Raw genomic sequence first — 21911 nt, 5'->3', positions numbered from 1 at the left:
GATAAAGTCTAGCGGCTTAGCACGGAAATGAAACCTTCCTCGGCTTATGCGTCCAATTCGGTGTCCCAATAGAGGTAATCCAACCAGCTTTCATGCAGGTGGTTCGGTCGGAATTTGCGCCCAAGGTTTCGCAATTCCTCGGCGCTGGGCTGGCGTGGCGGTTTACGCAGATGCATCCCCGCCTGCCGAAGGCTTTTTGACCCTTTGGCGAGGTTACAGGGCGAACAAGCCGCCACCACATTTTCCCAACTGGTGATCCCGCCCCGCGCCCGTGGCACGACATGGTCGAACGTTAGATCACCATGCCCACCGCAGTATTGGCACTGAAATTCGTCCCTCAAGAAAAGATTAAAGCGCGTGAAGGCCACGCGCTTTTGAGGTTTGACATAATCTTTGAGGACGACAACCGACGGGATCAAGAACTCTGTCGATGGGCTGCGGACCACTTCATCGTAGGTGGCAACGATATCCACCCTATCGAGAAAGACCGCCTTGACCGCTTCTTGCCAAGGCCAAAGCGAAAGCGGGTAATACGACAACGGTCGATAGTCCGCGTTCAGCACGAGCGCGGGATGCGACCGCGGCCCAGCCTGATCTCTAACAAAATTTATCCTAAAATCGCCATCCATCGGAGCATATCTCCACTACTCTGTCTGCTCTAGGCACCAGAGCGGGAGCAACCCGCCCCAGCATAGCATTAACTATATATCGTAGCCCAAACGGATCAAGCCTCACGATATCGTCAACGCGTGCCCGCAGATAACCGCAGGGATGTAACAGCCGAGTGACGCGACTTTAGGCAATTTGCCCTGACTTTGATCAGTAGCCCAACCGCTCACGCATGAACGCGAGGGCGACCGAAAGTCCATCAGGCGCGATGCCGTGGCCTGTGCCCTTCATGATGTGCGCATAGACCTCTTTCCATCCAGCGGCCTGAAGCGCCTCTGCGGCTTGGGGCAGCGATTGCACGGGGACGACATCGTCTTGGTCGCCATGGACCAATAGAACTGGCGGGCGGCAGGACAGTTCGTCGGCGAGCAACTCTGGTTCGAGCAGACGACCCGAGAACGCACAGATCCCCGCGACGGCATCTTCACGACGAGGTGCCACGTGCAGCGACATCATCGTGCCTTGGGAAAAGCCAAAGATCATAACCTGTTCAGGCAGAAGATCGTAATCAACCATCACACCGTCCAAGAACGCGTTCAGATCGTCAGACGCACGATCAAGACCCTGACGCGATTCCTCTTCGCTCGACCCGTCGATCCACGGGATCGGGAACCACTGGAACCCCATCGGCGCACCTGCGCAAGCTTCGGGCGCATCGGGGGCAATGAACATCGTGTCGGGAAGGTGTTCGCCCAGCACATCAGCCAGCCCCAAAAGGTCGGCCCCATTGGCACCGTAGCCATGCAGGAACACAACAGCTGAGCGCAGATCGCCCGATACCGGTTCGCGCCGGTCCGCCTGAAGAGCACGTGTCATAGGATACCTTCCCTGTCTTTCGCTACCTTGTAGTAGGCCCACAAGAGCCGAGCCGCAACGGCACGCCACGGGCTCCAGTCTTCGGCCATTTTCCGCAGTGCCCGCTCTGTCGGTCGGGCGTCGAGGTTGAACAACATCCGCGCGGCCTCTTGCAGAGCCAGATCACCGGGGGCGAATACATCCGCCCGACCCAACGCGAACATTGCGTAAATCTCAGCCGTCCAAACACCTATTCCGTTGACAGCTGTCAACTCCTTAATGATTTCTAAATCAGGGAGTTGCCGCAAATTGTTAAAGTCAATTCCAGCCCCCGCAAGTGCCTTTGCATAACGCACTTTTTGGCGACTCATGCCCAAGGCGCGAAGGTCGTCCTCAGTGGCGTTTAGGACATTCTCTGGGTCAGTCATGCCCGCCGCCTCAACCCGTGACCAGATCGCACTGGCGGCTGCGACGCTTACCTGCTGGCTGACAATCGCAGACAAAAGCCGATCAAACCCGTCATTGGTACGACGCAGAGGCAATGGTCCAGTCAGTTCATAGGCAGCTTTGAATTCGGGATGGGCGGCTGACAACCACGCGATCCCTTCGAGGATGCAATCATCGGTTTCGATGATCCGCCCGATCATAGGTCCATGACCCAGTCCAAGACATCTTGAACCCGTTCACGCCGCAAGGCATCCGCCATCGGCGGGCGCTGAACCATGACAACAGGTATTCCCAATTGCCGCGCAGCGAGGAGTTTGCCTTCGGTCATGCCGCCTGCGTTTTTGGCAACTACGATGTCGATCTCATGCTGTTTGAGCAGATCCACCTCATCCGCCTCGGGGAATGGCGGACGGCCCGTGATATAGGTCACGCCATCTTCAGCAGGCTGCGGATCAACGGTGCGGATCACGAGGTGACAATTCGGTAGGTTCAACTCTGCCGCACCTTTGCGACCCACGGCAGCAAAGACACGCGTGCCATCGGGGACGACAGCAGACACGCTCGCCATGTCGGGAACCATGATCCATTTATCCTCTGGCTCAGGCTCCCACTCGGCGCGGATCAGTTGGATATAGGGCAATCCGCGCTGGGCACAGACACGCGCCGTTCGTTCGGTGATCGCAGTGGCAAAGGGGTGCGTGGCGTCGATGACCGCGGTGATACCGTTCTCGTCGAGATACTGGATAAAGCCATCCTCACCGCCGAACCCACCGATACGGGTTGCGATCGGATAGGCCGTGGGGGATGCGGTTTCACCTGCTAGAGAGGCAACCGCTTTGATCCCGTAGTCATGGAGCAGCCATGCCATTTTGCGGGCTTCTGTCGTACCAGCCAATAAAAGGATCACGCGCCTGTCCTCGTCAAAATCTTGCCTGCGCGGTCGATGACCACAACGTCGATGTCGATACCCGCATCGCGCACCACCGACAACGCCTGTTCACGGGCTTTGACGGCAATAAGGTCGGCCAGAGGCGCGCCGCAAATCTCATAAGCCTCAAGGACGGTATTCGCACCGCGCAACCTGTCGTGACCCATCCAATCGGCAAGCATGTCGAAATCCACCTGCGACCGCCCAGAATGGAGGTCCATCGCCCCCTGCGCCAGCTTTGCCAGCTTACCGATGCCGCCACCGATCGTCAGGCGCGGCACGGGATGTTGACGCATGTATTTCAGCAGACCACCCGCGAAATCCCCCATGTCGAGCATCGCGTGATCGGGCAGACCATAGAGCCCCTGCACGATCCGCTCTGACGTCGCACCTGTGCAGCCCGCAACATGGGTCGTGTTCCCTGCCCGCGCCACATCGACCCCACGGTGGATCGACGCGATCCACGCCGCACAAGAGAACGGACGCACCACGCCTGTCGTACCAAGGATCGACAAACCACCCTTGATCCCCAAACGCGGGTTCCATGTTTTCTGCGCAAGCTCTGCCCCGTTGGGCACGGTGATCGTGATCGCAATATCGGGGGATTGGCCAAATTCGCTGGCCAATTCCGCGACAACCTCATCCATTAAGCCACGCGGCACGGGGTTGATAGCAGGCTCACCCACAGGGATCGGCAATCCCGCTTTTGTCACCATCCCGACACCGACGCCCGCATGGAACGTGACGCCCCCCGTCGACCGTTCGACCCGCGCACGGATCAAGGCACCGTGGGTCACGTCAGGGTCGTCGCCTGCATCTTTGATGATTCCAGCTTCGGCATAGCCCTCGCCCGCGTCCATATAGGCCAGTTCGAACACAGGTGTTTCGCCCTTGGGCAAAGTGATTGAGACCGTTTCAGGCCACGCCCCGCCCCACAAACGCAGCAACGCCGCCTTGGTGGCGGCGGTGGCACAAGCGCCCGTGGTCCAGCCACGGCGCAAAGGAGTGTCAGGTTTACGCGTCATGGCGTGACTATAGAACGGGTTATCCGTGCCGCCAATCCAGCAAACTGCGTCGTTTGTCGCCTTTATTCAGGTCCGCTTACGGGGCATAACCACCCCATGATCGACTCGCTTCCCTTTTCCGGCCAGACATGGCCCGTTTTGAAACCCGGTTGGGTATGGCTCTGTGGTGCTGGCCCTGGTGACCCTGGGCTGCTGACTTTGCATGCTGTGAACGGCCTCCAACAAGCGGATGTGGTGATCTATGACGCGCTCGTGGATGAGGCGATCCTCGCGCTCGCCCCGAATGCGGAACATATCTACGCGGGCAAGCGCGGCGGCAAACCGTCGGCAAAGCAGCGCGACATCTCGCTCCAGCTCGTCGATATGGCGAAAGAGGGCAAAAAGGTTCTGCGTCTCAAGGGCGGCGATCCGTTTGTCTTTGGCCGCGGTGGCGAAGAAGCGCAAACCCTGATCCAGCATGGCGTTCCGGTGCGGATTATCCCCGGCATTTCGGCAGGTATCGGCGGTTTGGCATACGCAGGCATTCCTGTCACCCACCGCGACGTGAACCAATCGGTGACCTTTGTCACGGGGCACGACCAGTCGGGTGAAACGCCACAGTCGCTCGATTGGGCGGCGATCAGCAAAGGGTCGCAAGTCCTCGTGATCTACATGGGGATGAAGCATATCGCCCTGATCGCAGGTAGCCTGATTGATGCAGGTCGTCCGCTGTCGGAACCTGTTGCTGTCGTGACCAATGCTACAACGCCGAACCAGCAGGTTTTGGAGTCCACCTTGGGCACCCTAGAGGCCGACATCGCGGCCGCTGGGCTAGAACCACCTGCGATTATTTGCGTGGGCCGTTCGGTCCTCATGCGTCAGGTTCTAGATTGGCAGAGCCTTGCTGAGGGCATTGAACCGCGCAACCTCGATCCCCTTGGGCGTGGTCGTCCGGCAGAGAGCGCATGACAGGGATCGTCATTGCTGCACCCGCTTCGGGATCGGGCAAGACGACGATCACCTTGGGCCTTTTGCGCGCCATGGCCCAAGACGGGCTGAACGTACGCGGTGCGAAATCTGGCCCTGATTACATTGACCCTCGATTTCATGCGGTTGCCAGCGGACAACCCTGTGTAAACTTGGACGCTTGGGCGATGACGCCTGATCGTATTCGGTCGCTCGCCGCTGGTGATGGGCCGCTCATTGTCGAGGGCGCGATGGGCCTCTTTGACGGCGCACCGCCTGATGACCGTGGGTCAAGCGCGGATTTGGCCCGTGCGCTGGGCCTCTCGGTCGTTTTGGTGGTTGATGCGGCGCGGATGGCGGGTTCGATCGCAGCACTGGTCGCTGGCTTTGCGGGCTTTGCGTCGGACGTGACCGTTGCGGGCGTGATCCTGAACAAAGTCGGATCGCCGCGACACGAGGGCATTCTACGCCGCGCACTTAGCGCGACAGGCATTCCCGTTCTTGGGGCCGTTCCACGTGATGCGCAGATCGTTCAGCCGTCCCGTCACCTTGGTCTAGTTCAAGCGGACGAGCGCGAAGATTTAGATGCGTTTTTGGACAGTGCTGCCGCTCTTGTCCGTCGTCATGTGGACATTGACACGCTGCGGCAGTTGTTGCGCCCAGTTGCGACAGGCACCCACGCTGGCCTCACAGCACCCGCGCAGCGTATTGCACTGGCCCAAGACCGCGCGTTTGCCTTTTCCTATCCGCATATGATTGCAGATTGGCGACGCAATGGGGCTGAAGTCATTCCATTTTCACCGCTCAATGGGGATCCGATCCCAGAGGCTGATCTGGTTTATCTACCTGGTGGCTATCCAGAGCTTTACGCGGGTCAGATTGTCGGATCAGGGTTTATCCAGAACCTAAAGGGCACCGCATTAACCACTGATATTTATGGAGAATGTGGTGGCTATATGGTCATGGGTGACGGTCTGATTGATGCCGATGGAACGCGACACGAGATGGCTGGGCTGTTGCGATTGGAAACATCGTTTGCACAACGAAAACTGCATCTGGGGTATCGGACAGTGACGGGCACACAGGGTCCATTCGCAGGGCATTGGGCCGCGCATGAGTTCCACTATGCGACCACGATAAACGCGGAAGGTGACGCGTTGTTTACTGCCCAAGATGCCGAGGGCAACGACCTGCCCGCGATGGGACTGCGGCTCGGCCGCGCCTATGGATCGTTTGCACATGTGATTGACGCCATGTGTTAAGGCCGTCACAAAGGCGGTAACGAATTTAGGACTTCCCATGGATACGATCTATACCGACGACCGCCGCGCGAAACGCAACGTAGCAGTGCTGGTGGTGGCCCAAGCGATTTTGGGCGCACAAATGCCGATGATCTTTGCCATTGGCGGTCTTGCGGGCAAACAATTGGCGTCGAACCCTTGCTGGGCGACATTGCCGATTTCGATGATCGTGTTCGGGTCAATGACCACTGCACCGTGGCTGTCGCCGCTAATGCAGCGCAACGGGCGTCAGTTTGGGTTCATGCTCGGTGCTTTTGCGGGGATGCTGGGCGCGATGATTTCGGCGGCTGGCCTCTATTTCGCGAACTTCCCGTTGTTCCTCTTGGGGTCCTATATCACGGGTATCTATATGTCGGCGCAGGGCTTCTACCGCTTTGCCGCGACAGACACAGCGACTGACACGTTCAAGCCCAAGGCGATTTCTTATGTGATGGCGGGTGGTCTGATTTCCGCAATCGTTGGGCCACAGTTGAACAAAGTGGTCGGTGACATCAATCCGGTCATTCCGTTCCTTGGCAGTTACCTCGCGATCGTGGCGATCAACCTGTTTGGTCTGTTCCTTTTCCTCGCGCTCGACTTGCCAAAAGGCAGCAAGTCGGCGCCGAAAGTTCTGGATGCGCCAATTGCGCGGACACGTAAAGCGCTGCTCGCACATCCGCCGATCATCGTGGCAATCATCGTTGGTATGGTCAGCTATGCGCTGATGAACCTTGTGATGACCTCGACCCCACTGGCGGTTGTGGGCTGCGGCTACGGCGTTGATAGTTCAAACGATATCGTCACCGCGCACGTTCTGGCGATGTTCATTCCGTCGTTCTTTACCGGTCACCTGATTGCACGCTTTGGCGTAAAAACGATCATGGCGACGGGCCTTGTGATCCTCGCCTTTGCTGGGATCGCGGCACTCGCTGGTGTGCAGCTCGCTGATGAGGCGTCGTCGCCGTCGCTGTTGAGCTTTTACGCCGGTTTGATCCTCTTGGGTGTAGGTTGGAACTTTGGCTTTATCGGCGCAACAACGATGTTGGCACAGGCGCACGAGCCGCATGAACGCGGTGTCATTCAGGGGCTGAACGACCTGTTGGTCTTTGGCGGCGTGACGGTGGCGTCGCTGGCGTCGGGCGGTCTGATGAACTGTTCGGGCGGGTCGCCGATTGACGGCTGGACGGCTGTCAACGTGGCGATGGTGCCATTCCTCGCGCTTGCCGGTGGATCGCTGATCTGGTTGGCGCTGCGTCCAAAAGACCTCTGATCACCAACGGCCCGTTAGCTGTTTCAGCATGAGCGAACCCTTGCGGCGGAACTCTGACGTGGTCAGGCGTCCGTCGGGGACCGATTGTGGATCAGCAATAGCGGCTGAGAGGATCGCCTTGGCGCGCCATCCAGCGCGCAAGGCTGGAACTGCGGGGCCAAAGTCGGTGCTGCGGTGATTTGCAAGCATCCGAAGGCCGTAGTCGGCGAGGTTCTTTACCTCGGCCAGTGTTTCATGGGCCAAAGGTTTGCGCCCCGCGGCCTTGATCGCGGGAACGGCCAATAGCCAGTTGGCGATGCCAGAGGCGATAGCGGCCTCGCGGATGGCTTCTTCTTTCTCAGCATCCGCACCCAGCGCCAAAGCCGCCAGTACGGTCAGGCTCCCTGCACCACGGTCGATATGAGCGATCACGGCCTCTTCGTTTTCGAAGAGGTCGCCGTTGATGTCCCAATACCGCGCATTGATCATGGTCGAGATCACAGACGGCGGCAGAGCAGCGGATTTCACGACCTCTGCAAAAGGACCCGCCACTTCATGCGCACGGGGCGGTTTGCCCTCGACCACTTCGGTCACGATGTCCTGCCACCATTGCAGCCGCATCTGCGCAATCATCGGTTCGCGCGTCACCCATGGGGCCTTTGCGACCTCTAGGTTAAAGGCATAGAGCGGAAAGAGTTTCGCCCGCGCCTCTGGTGGGGCGGCCATTGTCGCGAGAAAACGATCAGGGTCGCCCTGACGAACCAGTTCAGCGCAGGCGTTCAGGGTCATACGGGTTCGGCTCCGTCTTGGACGAGTTTCCAGTTCACCGCATCGAGGAGCGCATCAAAGGACGCATCGATTATGTTCGCGGACACGCCAACGGTGGACCAACGACGGCCTGTGCTGTCTTCGCTGTCGATGATCACGCGGGTCACAGCCTCGGTGCCGCCATTTGTGATACGGACCTTAAAGTCGACCAGCTCCATATCCTCGATCAAGGACTGATACGGACCGAGGTCTTTGGCCAACGCCATCGACAGCGCGTTCACAGGACCAGCGTCAGTGAGTTGGTCCGCATGTTCGTTCTCGTAGAAGGACGTCACGCGTTGTGTGCCGATCCAGACGGAGACGACGGCCTCGGACACGCTGATCACTTCGCCCTTTGCATTACGGCGGCGTTCGGTGATCACGCGGTAACGGTCCACGTCAAAGAACGGACGCGGTTGGAACAGTGTTTCACGGGCCAGCAGTTCGAACGATGCCTGAGCGGTGTCGTAGGAATAGCCACGGGACTCGCGCTCTTTGATCTCTTCGAGGAGACGCGGCAGAGCGGGATCTTTGTCGTCCACCTCAAACCCAGCCTCTGCCAAACGGCGGCGGAGGTTCGACTGGCCTGCTTGGTTCGACATCGGGATGATGCGGCTGTTGCCGACCAAAGCGGGGTCGATGTGTTCGTAAGTCGATGGATCCTTGAGGATCGCGCTCGCATGAAGGCCCGCCTTATGCGCAAAGGCCGAGGCCCCAACGTAAGGCGCCTGTTTCGCAGGCACGCGGTTCAGGATATCGTCGAGCAGACGCGAGAGTTTACGCATCCCCGCCAAAGCCTCGGTCGTGATGCCCGTGTCGAGCGTCGATTTATACGGTTCTTTGAGCAAGAGCGTCGGGATGATCGTCGTCAGGTTCGCGTTGCCGCAGCGTTCGCCCAGACCGTTCAGCGTGCCCTGAATTTGACGCGCCCCCGCATCCACTGCCGCGAGAGAGTTCGCGACAGCGTGGCCCGTGTCATCATGGCAATGGATACCGATGTGGGACCCTGGGATGCCCGCCTCGATCACTTTGCCAACGATCGCCTTCACCTCGGACGGCAGGGTGCCGCCGTTGGTGTCGCAGAGCACGATCCAACGAGCGCCCGCGTCAAACGCGGCCTTTACCACTTCGAGCGCATACTCTGGGTTCGACTTGTAGCCGTCAAAGAAGTGCTCTGCATCGAACAACGCCTCGCGGCCCGAGGCCACGATATGCGCGATCGAGGCGCGGACGTTTTCAGTGTTTTCTTGATACGTGATGCCAAGCGCGGTGGTCACATGGAAATCATGCGTCTTACCGACAAGGCACACTGCAGGCGTATTCGCGTTCATCACCGCCGCTAGAACATCGTCATTTTCAGCCGAACGCCCTGCCCGTTTGGTCATCCCAAAGGCCGTCATCGTCGCGTTCGCCAGCGCAGGCACCGCGTCAAAGAAATCGCTATCGGTCGGGTTCGCACCCGGCCAGCCGCCTTCGATGTAGTCGATGCCGAGCTTATCCAGAGCGGCCGCAATCTTTTGCTTTTCACCCGTTGAGAACTGCACGCCTTGGGTCTGTTGACCGTCGCGCAGTGTGGTGTCGAAAAGGTAAAGACGTTCTTTGGTCATTATAGACCCTCCAGTTTCGCGGCATCGAACCCTGCGGCGGGCAGAAGTTCCACTCCAGCTTTGGACATGCGGACCTCAACGCCCGCCTCCATTAGTGCGTTTTTTATCGCATCAACAGCGCTGAAATCTTTGGTTTCCATTGCTGCCGTGCGCAGAGCGGCGAGTTTGTCAGCAAGGGCGGACAGATCAACATCATCAACCTTGGCCCAATCGCCGAGGGCATCGGTGAGGAAGCCCATGAACTCTGCCGAAGCTTTGAAGACCGAAGCATCGCCTTTTGCCAGAACGTAGAGGCGCGCGATGGCACCCGCGGTATTCAGGTCATCGGCCAGCGTGTCGATCAATTCTTGATCCACGGCACCCGCGTCAACCCCAGCGACCAGCCCGCGCCAATTTCGCAGTGTCGCCTCTGCCTCGGACCGTTTCTTTTCGGTCCAGTCCATCGGTTTGCCATAGTGGGTGCCGAGCATCACGAGGCGCACGACCTCTCCCGGGATGCCCTGATCCAAGAGGTCGCGGACGGTAAAGAAGTTGCCCAAGGATTTGGACATCTTCTTGCCCTCAACCTGAAGCATTTCGTTGTGCAGCCAGACGTTCGCAAAGCCACCTTCGGGGTGGGCGCAGCAGCTTTGGGCGATTTCGTTTTCGTGGTGCGGGAACTGGAGGTCGTTGCCGCCGCCGTGGATATCGAACGATGCGCCCAAGAGTTCATAGGACATGGCGGAACATTCGATGTGCCAGCCAGGGCGACCATATCCCCAAGGGCTGTCCCAACCAGGTGTTTGAGCGTCCGAGGGTTTCCAGAGGACGAAATCCATCGGGTCTTCTTTGAACGGTGCGACCTCGACCCGGGCGCCGGCGATCATGTCGTCAACCGAACGACCCGACAGGGCGCCGTAGTTTTCGTAGGACCGCACGCGGAAAAGCACGTGGCCTTCTTTTTCGTAGGCATGACCTTTGGCGATCAGGTCCTCGATCATCGACACCATCGCGCCGATCCATTCGGTCGCACGGGGTTCATGGTTCGGACGCATCGCGCCGAGTGCATCCATATCGTCATGATACCACGCGATCGTTTCATCGGTGATGTCACGGATCGAGCGATTATCGCGGGCGGCACGGGCGTTGATTTTGTCATCAACGTCAGTGAAGTTCCGCACGTAAGTCACTGCATCTGGACCATAAACATGGCGAAGAAGACGGTAGAGAATATCAAACACCAGTACTGGCCGCGCGTTCCCAAGGTGAGCGCGGTCATAAACGGTCGGGCCGCAGACATACATGCGCACGTTCTGCGGGTCGATCGGTTCAAAGACCTCTTTTTTGCGGGTCTTCGAGTTATGGAGTTTGATCGTGGTCATACGGCCTCTCACACAGGGTTTTCGCCTGCGGGCTTAGCAACTTACTGATCCGAATGAAACGTGAAAGAGCGGCCCGCGTGACGTTTGTCAGCAGGTAATAATGCAGTTGATAATGATTGCGTTGCTCTTCATGAGGCTATCGTTAGCACTGGAATACGGGGCTGTCTATAGATCAGCGCAGGGGATGGCTGACCGTGCCGCCCCCCACGGCCGCACCAACGCCTGTCGTCGAAGGACAAGAGGTCGGCAAACCACGGGCCAAGCGGACGGCGAGAAAGGCAAAGGCTTGGGCCTCTAGCATATCCCCATCGAGGCCGGCATCCTCGACAGGCGCAACCTCGCAATCGAGGCCAGCGGAGAGCATCGCCATGAGGGTTGCATTGTGCCTCCCGCCCCCTGTGACGAGCAATTTCGCGGGGACCGAGGGACAGTGTTCCATCCCTTTGACGACAGCCATCGCAGCGCAGGCAGTTAGGGTCGCTGCGGCGTCGGCGTCGGATAGGGCTTCGACCTCAGTCGCCAAAGCTGCGAAATCATCGCGGTCTAGGGATTTGGGCGGGATTTTGTAGAAATAGCGGTGGTCGAGGAAGCGGTTCAGGATGTCTTCATCCACGTTACCTTCGGCAGCGAGGTCACCGTTTTCATCCCGATCCACGCGCAAGCGTTTGACCATCAGATCGTTGATTGGCGCGTTGGCGGGGCCAGTGTCAAAGGCGATCAGCGCGCCTGCGTCCTCTGGCTTTGCTTTTGTCGGATCGACCCACGTGATGTTGCCTACGCCGCCGAGGTTCAGGAACGCGACGGGCGCGGTGGCGCCGATGAATTTCGCGAGGGCGAAGTGGTAGAACGGGGCGAGTGGCGCACCCTGCCCGCCCAGTTTCACATCGTTGCTGCGGAAGTCCCAGACGACAGGTCGTTCGAGCACTTCGGCCAGCAGTGCGCCGTCCCCGATTTGGAGCGTGCCACGGTTGGCGGGGTCATGGGCGACGGTCTGGCCGTGGAAGCCAATCAGGTCGACATCTTCGAACCCTGACAGGATTTGCGCATGGGCTGTTTCGATGACTTCGGCGGCCGCTTCGACCTCTGCGCCACCCCATTTCCCCAAGGCCGCGCGGAGCACCGATGATTCCTCTTTGGAATAGGGACGGAAATCGGACGGGCCGAATTCGGTGATCGTGACGCCATCTGTCACCAAAACAGCCGCATCTACGCCGTCTAACGATGTCCCAGACATCGCACCAAGCGCCCGAATTACCCCAGACTTCAACATACGCTTTCCCTCACCCGTTGAGCCGCTTATAGAGTGCCGCGAACGAAAACCAAGGACAAGACGATGACCTACCATCCCAAATCCGATTTCATGGCTGTCATGATGCAACGCGGCTTCCTTTCGGACTGCACGGATTATCAAGGCCTCGATGAGGCACTGAGCAAGGGCGTGGTTCCGGCCTATATCGGCTTTGACGCAACGGCGAAGTCGCTGCACGTCGGATCGCTGATCCAGATCATGATGCTGCGTTGGCTGCAAAAGACCGGTCACCAGCCGATCACCCTGATGGGCGGCGGCACGACAAAGGTGGGCGACCCGTCGTTCCGTGCGGACGAACGCCCGTTGCTGACCGAAGACCAGATCAACGACAACATAGCAGGCATCAAGAAGGTGTTCGCGGCCTACATCGACTACGACACGGACGCCCCGAACAAAGCGCTGATGCTCAACAACGCAGAGTGGCTCGACGGTTTGAACTACCTCGAGTTCCTGCGCGATATCGGTCGCCACTTCTCGGTCAACCGAATGCTGTCGTTTGAATCGGTGAAATCGCGCCTCGACCGTGAACAATCGCTGTCGTTCCTCGAATTCAACTACATGATCCTTCAGGCTTACGACTTCCTCGAACTGAACCGCCGTTATGGCTGTCTGTTGCAGATGGGCGGATCGGACCAGTGGGGCAACATCGTCAACGGTATCGACCTGACGCGCCGCGTTGTGGACGAACAAATCTTTGGCCTGACCTCGCCGCTTCTGACCACCTCGGACGGCAAGAAGATGGGCAAATCGCAGGATGGTGCGGTCTGGCTGAACGCCGATATGAAATCGCCCTACGAATTCTGGCAGTTCTGGCGCAACACCACCGACGCCGACACGGGTCGTTTCCTGAAGCTCTACACTGAACTTCCAGTCGAAGAGTGCGAACGTCTTGGCGCTCTTGAAGGGTCCGAGATCAACGCGGCGAAGATCATCCTCGCAAACGAGGTCACAACCCTTCTACACGGTGCCGAAGCTGCGGCTGCGGCTGAGGCCACCGCGCGCGAAGTGTTCGAAAAAGGTGGCGTGGGTGATGATCTGCCCACGCTGACGCTCGACGCGGGAGAAGTGGCCGATGGTATTTCGCTAGCGCAACTCGTTGTCCGCTCGGGCCTCGCCAAAACGGGTAAGGACGGCAAGCGCCTGATCTCTGAAGGTGGCTTGCGCGTTAATGACGAGCCTTGCTCGGATGCGGGTCGTATGTTCAGCGCGGCTGATCTGGCAGAGCCGCTCAAGCTCTCGGCGGGTAAGAAACGCCATGCGCTGGTGACGATCGGTTAAACGATCTGACAGAACCGAATAACGGGGCGGTCCAGTGGGCCGCCCTTTTTCGTGGTTAAGTTGCGACACTCTATTCCGTTTGATCAAATTTCCAGCTAAGTCGATTGCGCGAACATATTTGGGGCTAGACCATGGAAAACATCCGCGGCGCGATATTGATGACCATCGCAATGGCAGGCTTTGCGCTTGAGGATATGTTTATCAAGCTGGCCAGCGAGAACGGCATGCCGACCGGTCAGGTTCTAATCATCCTCGGCGCACTCGGCACGATGGCCTATTGGGCGTTCATGTTGCCCAAGGGGATTCGCCTGCTCTCGCCCAAACTGATCGAAAAAGGCGTGGTGATCCGCAACATTGGCGAGTTCATCGGCACGGGTGCATACGTTCTAGCGTTCACAAGTGGCGCATTGGCGGCGACCTCTTCGGTCATGCAGGCCCTGCCCTTGTTTGTGACGATGGGGGCTGCGCTGTTCCTCGGTCAAAAGGTTGGCTGGCGGCGTTGGACCGCGATTGGCGTGGGCTTTCTCGGGGTTCTCCTCGTGATCCAGCCAGGGAGTTCGAACTACGATCCGCTGCTGATCCTAGCGTTTATCGGTGTTCTCGGCATGGCGATGCGCGATGTGACCACACGGGCGCTTAAGGGACACCTGCATTCGCTCCAGCTTGCCGCATGGGGATTTTTGACAATCGTGCCATTGGGCTGGGCCATTCTGCTCTATTCCGGCGAGAGCTTCGTCCGTCCGACGGCACTGCAATGGGTCTACATCGTTGCGGGCGTTCTGATCGGCACGGGCGCGTATTATCTTTTGATCATGGCCTCGCGGCTTGGTGATATGGCGGTGATCGCACCGTTCCGTTACACACGAATTGTCTTTGCGCTGGCCGTTGGTCTGATCGTGTTTGACGAAGGTGACTCGATCAATGGCGTCATGCTCTTAGGCGTTCTTATTGTCATTACATCGGGGATTTATACGTTCTACCGCGAATCCCGCTCTCGTTCCGCTTCCCCTTCGTCAAGTTGACGGTTATAGAGCGGACGAAAATAACGACATTTCAGCACAGGACCTGTCTTCATGAGCACAATCATCGACATCCACGCCCGCGAAATCCTTGATAGCCGCGGCAACCCGACTGTCGAAGTCGACGTCATCCTTGAGGATGGCACCATGGGCCGCGCTGCGGTTCCTTCGGGCGCATCGACCGGCGCACATGAAGCCGTAGAAAAGCGTGACGGCGACAAATCCCGTTACATGGGCAAAGGCGTTCTCGAAGCGGTTGCTGCAGTCAACGGCGAAATCGCAGAAACCCTCGTCGGTTACGATGTTCTGGAGCAAGTTGAGATCGACGAAGCGATGATCGAACTCGACGGCACCCCGAACAAAGGTCGTCTGGGCGCAAACGCGATCCTCGGCGTATCGCTCGCTGTTGCCAAAGCTGCGGCAGAATACACAGGTCAGCCGCTGTTCCGTTACGTTGGCGGCACCTCCGCACGCGTTCTGCCTGTTCCAATGATGAACATCATCAACGGTGGCGAGCACGCAGACAACCCAATCGACATCCAAGAATTCATGATCATGCCAGTTTCGGCAGCGAACGTGAAAGAAGCGATCCGCATGGGTTCTGAGGTGTTCCACACCCTGAAAAAAGAACTCTCTGCTGCTGGTTACAACACTGGTATCGGCGACGAAGGTGGCTTCGCACCTGCGCTGGAATCGACCCGTAAGGCTCTCGATTTCATCCTGACCGCGATTGAAAAAGCGGGCTACAAAGCTGGCGAAGACATCTACCTCGCTCTCGACTGCGCATCGACCGAATACTTCGTCGATGGCAAATACGAGATGAAGGGCGAAGGCAAATCGCTGACCTCTGAAGAAAACGCTGACTACCTCGCCGCTCTCTGCGCTGACTACCCGATCATCTCGATCGAAGATGGCATGGCAGAAGACGACTGGGCTGGCTGGAAACTGCTGACTGAAAAGCTCGGCGACAAGGTACAGCTGGTTGGCGACGACCTCTTTGTGACGAACCCTGCCCGTCTGGCAGATGGCATCGCTCAGGGCGTTGCGAACTCCATGCTGGTGAAAGTGAACCAAATCGGTTCGCTGACAGAAACCCTGAAGGCCGTCGATATGGCGCATCGTGCACGTTACACTAACGTCATGTCGCACCGTTCGGGCGAAACCGAGGACGCGACCATCGCTGACCTCGCAGTTGCAACCAACTGCGGTCAGATCAAAACGGGTTCGCTGTCGCGCTCTGACCGTCTGGCAAAATACAACCAGCTGATCCGTATTGAGGAAATGCTGGGTGCGACCGCTCAATACGCAGGTCGTTCGATCCTGAAGTAATCAGGTCGAAAACTGATTGAGAAGCCCCGCCTTGTGCGGGGCTTTTTCGTTGTAGGACGTTTGGTTGCGTCTTAGGCTAAGTGCATGACAGCCGACGATATCATTGCGCACCTTGATCTGCAGCCACATCCCGAAGGCGGGTATTACCGCCAAACGTGGATTGCGGACGGTGAAGGCCGCCCTGCGGGGACTTGCATCTATTTCCTGCTCAAATCAGGCGAAAGCAGTCATTGGCACAAGGTCGATGCGGTCGAGATTTGGCACTATTACGCGGGTGCCCCGATCATTCTGTCGATGGCTGCGGATGATGATGGACCAGCCGTTGATCACATCCTCGGGCCTGATCTGCTCAATGGCGAAGCCCCGCAAATCATCGTGCCCAAAGATCACTGGCAGGCCGCGAAAACGACTGGTGATTGGACGCTCGTCGGCTGCACGGTATCGCCCGCGTTCCAGTTCGAAGGCTTCACCCTCGCGCCGCCAGAGTTCGATATTCAGAGGTAAATGGCGCACCCGACAGGATTCGAACTCCCTGCACTCGCAAGCGAATGCACACCTTATTTAAAAGGTTATAACCAAAACATCAAGTCCACCACTACCTTCATTTTGTACCAAAGTTCGTACCAAAGTTCGGTCTATGATGAGAGCTATTATTTACGAAGTAGATCGGAACTTCTCACGCACCTCCCCTCACCCACACCAAGGCTTTATTTGAAGGTGCGAAACTGCAAGTATTCCATCAACTAATCACTATTGGCGGGGGGGCATGGGGGAAACCGCCATTCACCTCTCGATGAATTCCCCTTCAGATTTTTTAAATATTTTTTTGCAGCCCAACGTTACGCAATCGTAGTGCCGCCTGAGGGATCAACTTGGCTGTTGTGCACTCATAAATATTGGCTGAAGACGAGGGATACACAAAGGGCGTACTCTCGGGAGAGAAATGGCTTGCAGCCCCTTCATTTGGGGGCTTTCTGCAAAGGTGATATTTCAGCCTTCTAGTCGTACTGCGCCCGCCTATCTCCATTCACCCGAGGTTCTCCTTCATAGGGGCGTTTCATTGTAGATTTGTCCGCTCTCAATGTACGCGGCCGGAGAATTTCCTGGCCAATTACTCTGTCTTTTTCTTAATATGTCCGACTATTGAAAGTGAGCCCATCTTGACCACAAACCTCGACCGCCTCGACGTCTATTTATCGTCCGATGACAGCCCTGAAGATTGCATGATGATATCAAGCCGTTCGGAGTATTCCGACTGCGGTAAAGCCAGCTAAGGTTTGAAAACTTACCATATGGCGTTATAGAGTTCTCGAAGTTCTCGCTCGGAGGAGCGGACATTGTTTTCTTACTTGCCTAAACGAGTTTGAGAAAGACATCGTCAAGATGCATATTATAGAGTTCCCCGGCGAAACCTATCCATTCAAGCCTAAATCGGATTTAGGAATTTGAACCTTAAATTTTGGCAGGAAGCGTAACCAACAACATGATCAGCATGAAGACTCTTCTCTTAGCTTCTACTTTTACAGCTAGCATTGGAAGCAATGCATTGTCGCAAGATTACGACAGGGCCTTGCTGGCTTATTCCCGCGGGGATTTTGAGGCGGCATTCGCGGAATTTTATCCGTTGGCCGAGTTGGGAGACATGAGAGCGCAAGCCGCCCTTGGGGAGATGTATCGAAAGGGAAATGGAGTATCACAAGATTACGCCGAGGCTTTTCACTGGTATCAAATGGCTGCAGAGCAAGGCGAAATGAGCGCCCAATTCGACCTCGGCGCTCTTTACTATGAGGGACAAGCTGTTCCGCAAGATTATTCACAGGCGCTGCATTGGTATCAACAAGCCGCAGAGCAAGGGAATAGCATAGCCCAATTCTATCTCGGCGGGATGTACATTTTAGGGCGGGGCGTATCGAAAAATCCTGCGGAAGCAGCCCGCTGGCTAAGGTTGGCAGCAGAGCAAGGCCATATGAATGCTCAAGGGCTTCTCAGCTCAATGTACCTAACAGGTGACGGCGTACCGCAGGATTACGTTATCGCGCACATGTGGAGTAACTTGGCCGCTGCAGGTGGATTCCCAGACGCCGCGGCTCAGCGAGATACACTAATTGCAGTCAAAATGACTCCTGCTCAAATCGCGGAGGCACAAGCTCTCGCATCCAAATGCCTCGCTCAAGACTACAAGAACTGTGGCCGCTGAGAGCCTACCTAAGGAGGAAGAATGATGGCAGGACTTCCCTTAATGTGGTTAATTGGTCCCCCTGCACGGAACATCATATGAGGGTGCCGCAGGTGAGAGCATGGCTGGGGCCGATACTTGCTTCGCCATGGCTACATGGAATGAATACTGGGAGACGTTTCAGTCGATTGTGCCGCTTCTAAGAGAACTGCGCATCGAAGAAGGTGAATGGGTAGAAGTAGTTTCCTACAGCGATCCATGATTGCAGTTATTGGCAACCGAACTGATATAGTCTTTGACATGCAGGGTGGTGGCGATGACGATGCTGAAGGTACCTGCCAAGCAGGCGTTGGCCCGTGCAATGGCATGGCAGTCTGAGGCGAACACAGCCAAACCCTCTTCACTTAGGATGGTGACATACAGACTTGGTTGCTTGTTTACGCTGTCAAAAAGCGCCATTAAAAGACGAAATGGTCAGCCTGATCTGTGTTGTAAGGGGTTACAATGGCTGGAGTTCAACGGTTTGAGGTATCCCAGACAAAGCCAATCTCATCTAGTCTCCGCTTCCGGTCAGGGGACAAGCGGTCCTTTTTGCTCCTTTGATTGGATACCCAAGTCCCAAGGTTGAACCCATCCATGCCAAAGCCTTGCGGAACTTTGCAGTGACCCTCCTGCTCTTTGAACTGAAGCAGTTTGCTGAAGCCTTCTGCCCACTGTTCGGATAGAGGGTCCCAGACGAAGCCTAATTCATCCAATCTCGTCTTGCGATCGAGGGGCAGTTTGTCTTCAATCCGCCTTTGAACCGTAATCCAATTCCCAAGGTTATATCCATCTGGGTTATAACCATCAGGCACCCTGCAATGGCCTTCCCGCTCTTTGAACTGAAGCAGCTTTCTAAAACCTTCTTCCCACTGTTCGGTAATTACATCCCAGATGAAACCTAAGTCATTTAATCTCTTCTTCCGATCAGGGGGCAGTTTGTCTTGAATAGTCCTTTGAGTACCAACCCAAGGCCCAAGATTGAACCCATCTAGCTTAAAACGTTGGGGAACTCTGCAATGGCCTACAAGTTCTTTGAACTGAAGCAGTTTGCTGAAGCCTTCTTCCCATCGGTCGGCATTGGGGTCCCAAACGAACCCTATGCCATCCAGTCTATGCCTGTGTTCAGAGGACAGCTTGCATTGTGTGGCTCTCTTATTGCTCACCCAAGTCCCAAGATTGAACCCATCTAGCTTAAAACGTTGGGGAACTCTGCAGTGACCTTCCCGTTCTTTGAACTGAACCAGCTTAGTGAAACCCTCGTCCCATGCATCGGATACTGCGTCCCAGACAAAGCCTATGTCATCCAATCTCTTCATCCGGTCAGGAGACAGGTCGCCCCCTGCTTGCCTTTGAGTTGCCACCCAAAACCCAAGATTGCCCCCCCCTAGTTTAAAGCGTTTAGGAACTCGGCAGTGGCCTTTCTCTAGTTTGAACTGCTCCAACAGCCCAAACCAGAACTCCCATGAAGCGGTGGTAGCTTCGACCAGAACAGTCCTCAAAGCTCCTGCAAACTCTGCTCTCACACAGTGTGGGAGGTCGAAGATTACCTTGTCACTGATGTTTTCCTTCGACTGACTGGCATTCTTAGCCATGTTGGTCCGATAAGCATCGAGCACTACCGCTAATTCTTCGTCATGGGAACGAAGAGCCTTTAGGATATCCCAAACAGGTTTGAAGTTGCTTGCCTCAATGGAGGCTTCTGCGTTGTCACCATCCTCAATGAAGACTGGTATAACGATGGTACCCTTCTTTTGGACTATTGCCCCTCGGACCTTCCTGATTGCCCGTCCAACAGCCTGAATGATGTCTACCTGACTGCCACGTGGATCAATGAAGGCGACACCGTCAAGAGACGGAACGTCGACACCCTCAGCTAGACAACGAGCATTGGTGAGGATGCCTCTGTCGAAGCCTTCCAGCTTCTTGAGCTTTTCGATCTTATCTTTCCTGTCACCAGCCTTCATTTCGCCAGAGACATAGTTCGAGAGAAACTCACCACTTGGGCGATGCTCTGCCTCAACCATCTCAACAATCTCGGGTAACTCTTCAGAGAAGTCTCTTGCCCTGCGGATATTGCTGTGGAACGAGATCACCCTTTCTAGATCGTAGTCCTTGATTGCTTTGATTAAGCCGATCTTTGCTGCCAGAGTCCGAGCATCGTGCTGTTTATCGGGGTTAGCTGAAACGATTTCATAGTTGTCGATCCACTCCTTCACCATCGGCTCATCGACACCAACAATAACCACTTGGTAGTCAGTTAGGAGTTCCCTTTGGATTGCCTCTCCGAAGCTAAGCTTGTGGACGACAGGACCAAAGATTTCCTCGTTGTCCATTCCGATGACATCGATGGACCGAGCATTAGCCTCGTCCTTGATGGCTTTGCCAAAGTAGCGAGGTGTAGCTGTCGTGAAGAGCCTTTTGGCTGCTCTGATCTTTTCACCATCCAAGATCGTTGCAAAACCTGCATCAGCCTTACCTGCACATCTATGAGCCTCGTCCGCAATAGCCAGATCAAATGCTGGAACAGAAATGTCAGCCTGAACCTGAGCTATGAGCTCTGACGATTGGTAGGTGCAGAAGAGAACCTTTGGGCCAGCTTTTTGAAGAAACCTGCCGATCTCTTCGGTGTCTGATGTTACAGGGAAGGACGCATCTGCAACAAGCATATCTTCGGCGTCTTTGGATCGTGCCCCGACAGACTTGTCCGAACAGACGTTCAGAATTTCAAAGTGCTGGTTCTTGGCCCAAGCCCACTCTCGCATTGTCTGAGACAAGAGGCTCAGCGATGGCAGTAGTACGAGGGTAGTCTCAGCGCCCAGCGCTTCTTTGATCCATAGGGTCGTGAAGGTCTTGCCCGTGCCGCAGGCCATGATGAGTTGACCACGGTCATTGGCCTGTAAGCCTTCCCGAACAGCCTGAATGGCCTCTAACTGATGCGTGTCGGGTTTGGGCTTATCCTTGACCTTAGCCTTGTGAATATTCGAGAAGCTCTCTGGGTAAACAATCTGGGCGTCACGAAAGTCATGAAGCTGGAATACTGTGACAGGCTTGTCCTGACCTTTGATGGTCTTCAAAGCCTTGGCTTCCATCTTGTTGGTGGTTTGCATCCAGAGCCGCTTATCGACCTCCTTGCGACCAGTATCGGCAAGGAACGAGTTCAGGTCCCCTTTGGTCGTAGTTCGATGCTCGGAATAGCACTTGGCTTGGACGGCCCAGATCAACCCATCATTATCTCTGAAGACTAAGTCAGTCCCAAGGTCCTGACGTTGCCACTTCTCTGGGTAATCGTCCCACAACCAGACCTTATCAATCGTAGCTGACCATTCAGGGTCATTCTCCAAGAACCACTTACAAAACAGCTCAAAGGGCTTCCCTTTGCCTTGTTCACCAAACTCTTCCTCAAGAGATGCTATAAACTGGTCAAACGAGGCCATGGCTTACCTCAGAAACAAAAAGGTCGTGGCTTCATCCTGATGATTATTGCAAGCTAGCTCAACACGTAATGGTATTTCAGGAGTTTGACGGTAGATGACGCTGCAGATGCCATTCCAGATACAGTGATCAAAATTTGGAAGTTCTTTCACTAAATTAGTGCAAATCGAGTACCCAATTTGGAACATCAGAGGTAATCTGTCACTTGAAGTT

19 protein-coding genes are annotated in these 21911 nt (G+C 56.2%); 8 read left to right on the top strand and 11 right to left on the bottom strand.

All coding sequences use genetic code 11. The annotated features are described in order from the left end of the window. Nucleotides 1-44: 44 nt before the first annotated feature. The 5 genes from QWY83_RS13680 to QWY83_RS13660 form a co-directional block, all read right to left on the bottom strand. Nucleotides 45-629 (bottom strand): HNH endonuclease, encoded by a 585-nt coding sequence (locus tag QWY83_RS13680; protein WP_067547830.1) that lies wholly within the window; start codon nt 627-629, stop codon nt 45-47. A gap of 190 nt (nt 630-819) precedes the next feature. Further along, nucleotides 820-1485, bottom strand: coding sequence for an alpha/beta hydrolase (locus tag QWY83_RS13675; RefSeq protein ID WP_105235135.1), 666 nt, complete (start codon nt 1483-1485; stop codon nt 820-822). Continuing rightward, nucleotides 1482-2111 carry a DNA-3-methyladenine glycosylase family protein gene (locus tag QWY83_RS13670; RefSeq protein ID WP_249947127.1) on the bottom strand — a complete coding sequence of 210 codons (630 nt, stop codon included), beginning with the start codon at nt 2109-2111 and terminating at the stop codon, nt 1482-1484. The genes QWY83_RS13675 and QWY83_RS13670 overlap by 4 nt, the downstream gene beginning before the upstream one ends. Further along, on the bottom strand, nt 2108-2818 hold the full coding sequence (locus tag QWY83_RS13665; protein WP_249947128.1) for a cobalt-precorrin-6A reductase: 711 nt from the start codon (nt 2816-2818) through the stop codon (nt 2108-2110). The genes QWY83_RS13670 and QWY83_RS13665 overlap by 4 nt, the downstream gene beginning before the upstream one ends. Then, nucleotides 2815-3864, bottom strand: coding sequence for a cobalt-precorrin-5B (C(1))-methyltransferase (locus QWY83_RS13660; RefSeq protein ID WP_249947129.1), 1050 nt, complete (start codon nt 3862-3864; stop codon nt 2815-2817). Before QWY83_RS13660 ends, QWY83_RS13665 begins: the two co-directional genes overlap by 4 nt. Before the next feature lie 96 nt (nt 3865-3960). On the opposite strand from QWY83_RS13660, the gene cobA reads away from it, so the two are divergent. Genes cobA through QWY83_RS13645 form a run of 3 tightly spaced genes read left to right on the top strand, consistent with a single transcriptional unit; the run spans nt 3961 to nt 7359 of the window. After that, complete coding sequence (cobA, locus tag QWY83_RS13655; protein WP_249947130.1) at nt 3961-4812, top strand: uroporphyrinogen-III C-methyltransferase; 852 nt, start codon at nt 3961-3963, stop codon at nt 4810-4812. Continuing rightward, entirely contained in the window at nt 4809-6071 is a 1263-nt protein-coding gene (locus QWY83_RS13650; protein ID WP_249947131.1) for a cobyrinic acid a,c-diamide synthase CobB, read from the top strand. The genes cobA and QWY83_RS13650 overlap by 4 nt, the downstream gene beginning before the upstream one ends. A 37-nt stretch (nt 6072-6108) precedes the next feature. After that, on the top strand, nt 6109-7359 hold the full coding sequence (locus QWY83_RS13645) for an MFS transporter (RefSeq protein WP_249947132.1): 1251 nt from the start codon (nt 6109-6111) through the stop codon (nt 7357-7359). On the opposite strand, the gene QWY83_RS13640 is transcribed toward QWY83_RS13645, so the two are convergent. The 4 genes from QWY83_RS13640 to QWY83_RS13625 all read right to left on the bottom strand — a co-directional run bounded on the left by QWY83_RS13640 (nt 7360) and on the right by QWY83_RS13625 (nt 12383). Continuing rightward, on the bottom strand, nt 7360-8127 hold the full coding sequence (locus QWY83_RS13640) for a squalene/phytoene synthase family protein (protein ID WP_249947133.1): 768 nt from the start codon (nt 8125-8127) through the stop codon (nt 7360-7362). Next, complete coding sequence (gene cimA / locus QWY83_RS13635) at nt 8124-9752, bottom strand: citramalate synthase (protein ID WP_249947134.1); 1629 nt, start codon at nt 9750-9752, stop codon at nt 8124-8126. The genes QWY83_RS13640 and cimA overlap by 4 nt, the downstream gene beginning before the upstream one ends. Further along, a complete protein-coding gene (cysS, locus tag QWY83_RS13630) occupies nt 9752-11113 on the bottom strand; it encodes a cysteine--tRNA ligase (RefSeq protein ID WP_249947135.1) in 1362 nt (453 codons plus the stop codon). The genes cimA and cysS overlap by 1 nt, the downstream gene beginning before the upstream one ends. A gap of 172 nt (nt 11114-11285) precedes the next feature. Beyond that, nucleotides 11286-12383 carry an anhydro-N-acetylmuramic acid kinase gene (locus QWY83_RS13625; protein ID WP_249947136.1) on the bottom strand — a complete coding sequence of 366 codons (1098 nt, stop codon included), beginning with the start codon at nt 12381-12383 and terminating at the stop codon, nt 11286-11288. Between the two features lie 63 nt (nt 12384-12446). On the opposite strand from QWY83_RS13625, the gene tyrS reads away from it, so the two are divergent. The 5 genes from tyrS (at nt 12447) to QWY83_RS13600 (ending at nt 18245) form a co-directional block, all read left to right on the top strand. Beyond that, nucleotides 12447-13700 (top strand): tyrosine--tRNA ligase, encoded by a 1254-nt coding sequence (gene tyrS, locus QWY83_RS13620; protein ID WP_067547795.1) that lies wholly within the window; start codon nt 12447-12449, stop codon nt 13698-13700. A gap of 131 nt (nt 13701-13831) precedes the next feature. After that, entirely contained in the window at nt 13832-14722 is an 891-nt protein-coding gene (locus QWY83_RS13615; protein WP_249947137.1) for a DMT family transporter, read from the top strand. Between the two features lie 51 nt (nt 14723-14773). Continuing rightward, nucleotides 14774-16048 carry a phosphopyruvate hydratase gene (eno, locus tag QWY83_RS13610; RefSeq protein WP_249947138.1) on the top strand — a complete coding sequence of 425 codons (1275 nt, stop codon included), beginning with the start codon at nt 14774-14776 and terminating at the stop codon, nt 16046-16048. Between the two features lie 84 nt (nt 16049-16132). After that, nucleotides 16133-16552, top strand: a complete 420-nt coding sequence (locus tag QWY83_RS13605; protein WP_249947139.1) for a cupin domain-containing protein — start codon at nt 16133-16135, stop codon at nt 16550-16552. A 979-nt stretch (nt 16553-17531) separates the two neighbouring features. After that, complete coding sequence (locus QWY83_RS13600) at nt 17532-18245, top strand: tetratricopeptide repeat protein (protein ID WP_249947140.1); 714 nt, start codon at nt 17532-17534, stop codon at nt 18243-18245. Between the two features lie 225 nt (nt 18246-18470). Here the strand turns inward: QWY83_RS13600 and QWY83_RS13595 are convergent, their stop codons facing one another. Further along, entirely contained in the window at nt 18471-18683 is a 213-nt protein-coding gene (locus tag QWY83_RS13595) for a hypothetical protein (RefSeq protein WP_249947141.1), read from the bottom strand. Between the two features lie 56 nt (nt 18684-18739). Beyond that, on the bottom strand, nt 18740-21700 hold the full coding sequence (locus tag QWY83_RS13590; RefSeq protein ID WP_249947142.1) for a DEAD/DEAH box helicase: 2961 nt from the start codon (nt 21698-21700) through the stop codon (nt 18740-18742). Between the last annotated feature and the right edge of the window lie 211 nt (nt 21701-21911).

It is taken from the genome of Marivivens donghaensis, from assembly GCF_030410045.1.
Lineage (GTDB): Bacteria > Pseudomonadota > Alphaproteobacteria > Rhodobacterales > Rhodobacteraceae > Marivivens > Marivivens donghaensis.
The sequence above is the reverse complement of the archived record's forward strand: the minus strand, read 5'-3'. Positions and strand labels throughout refer to the sequence as shown.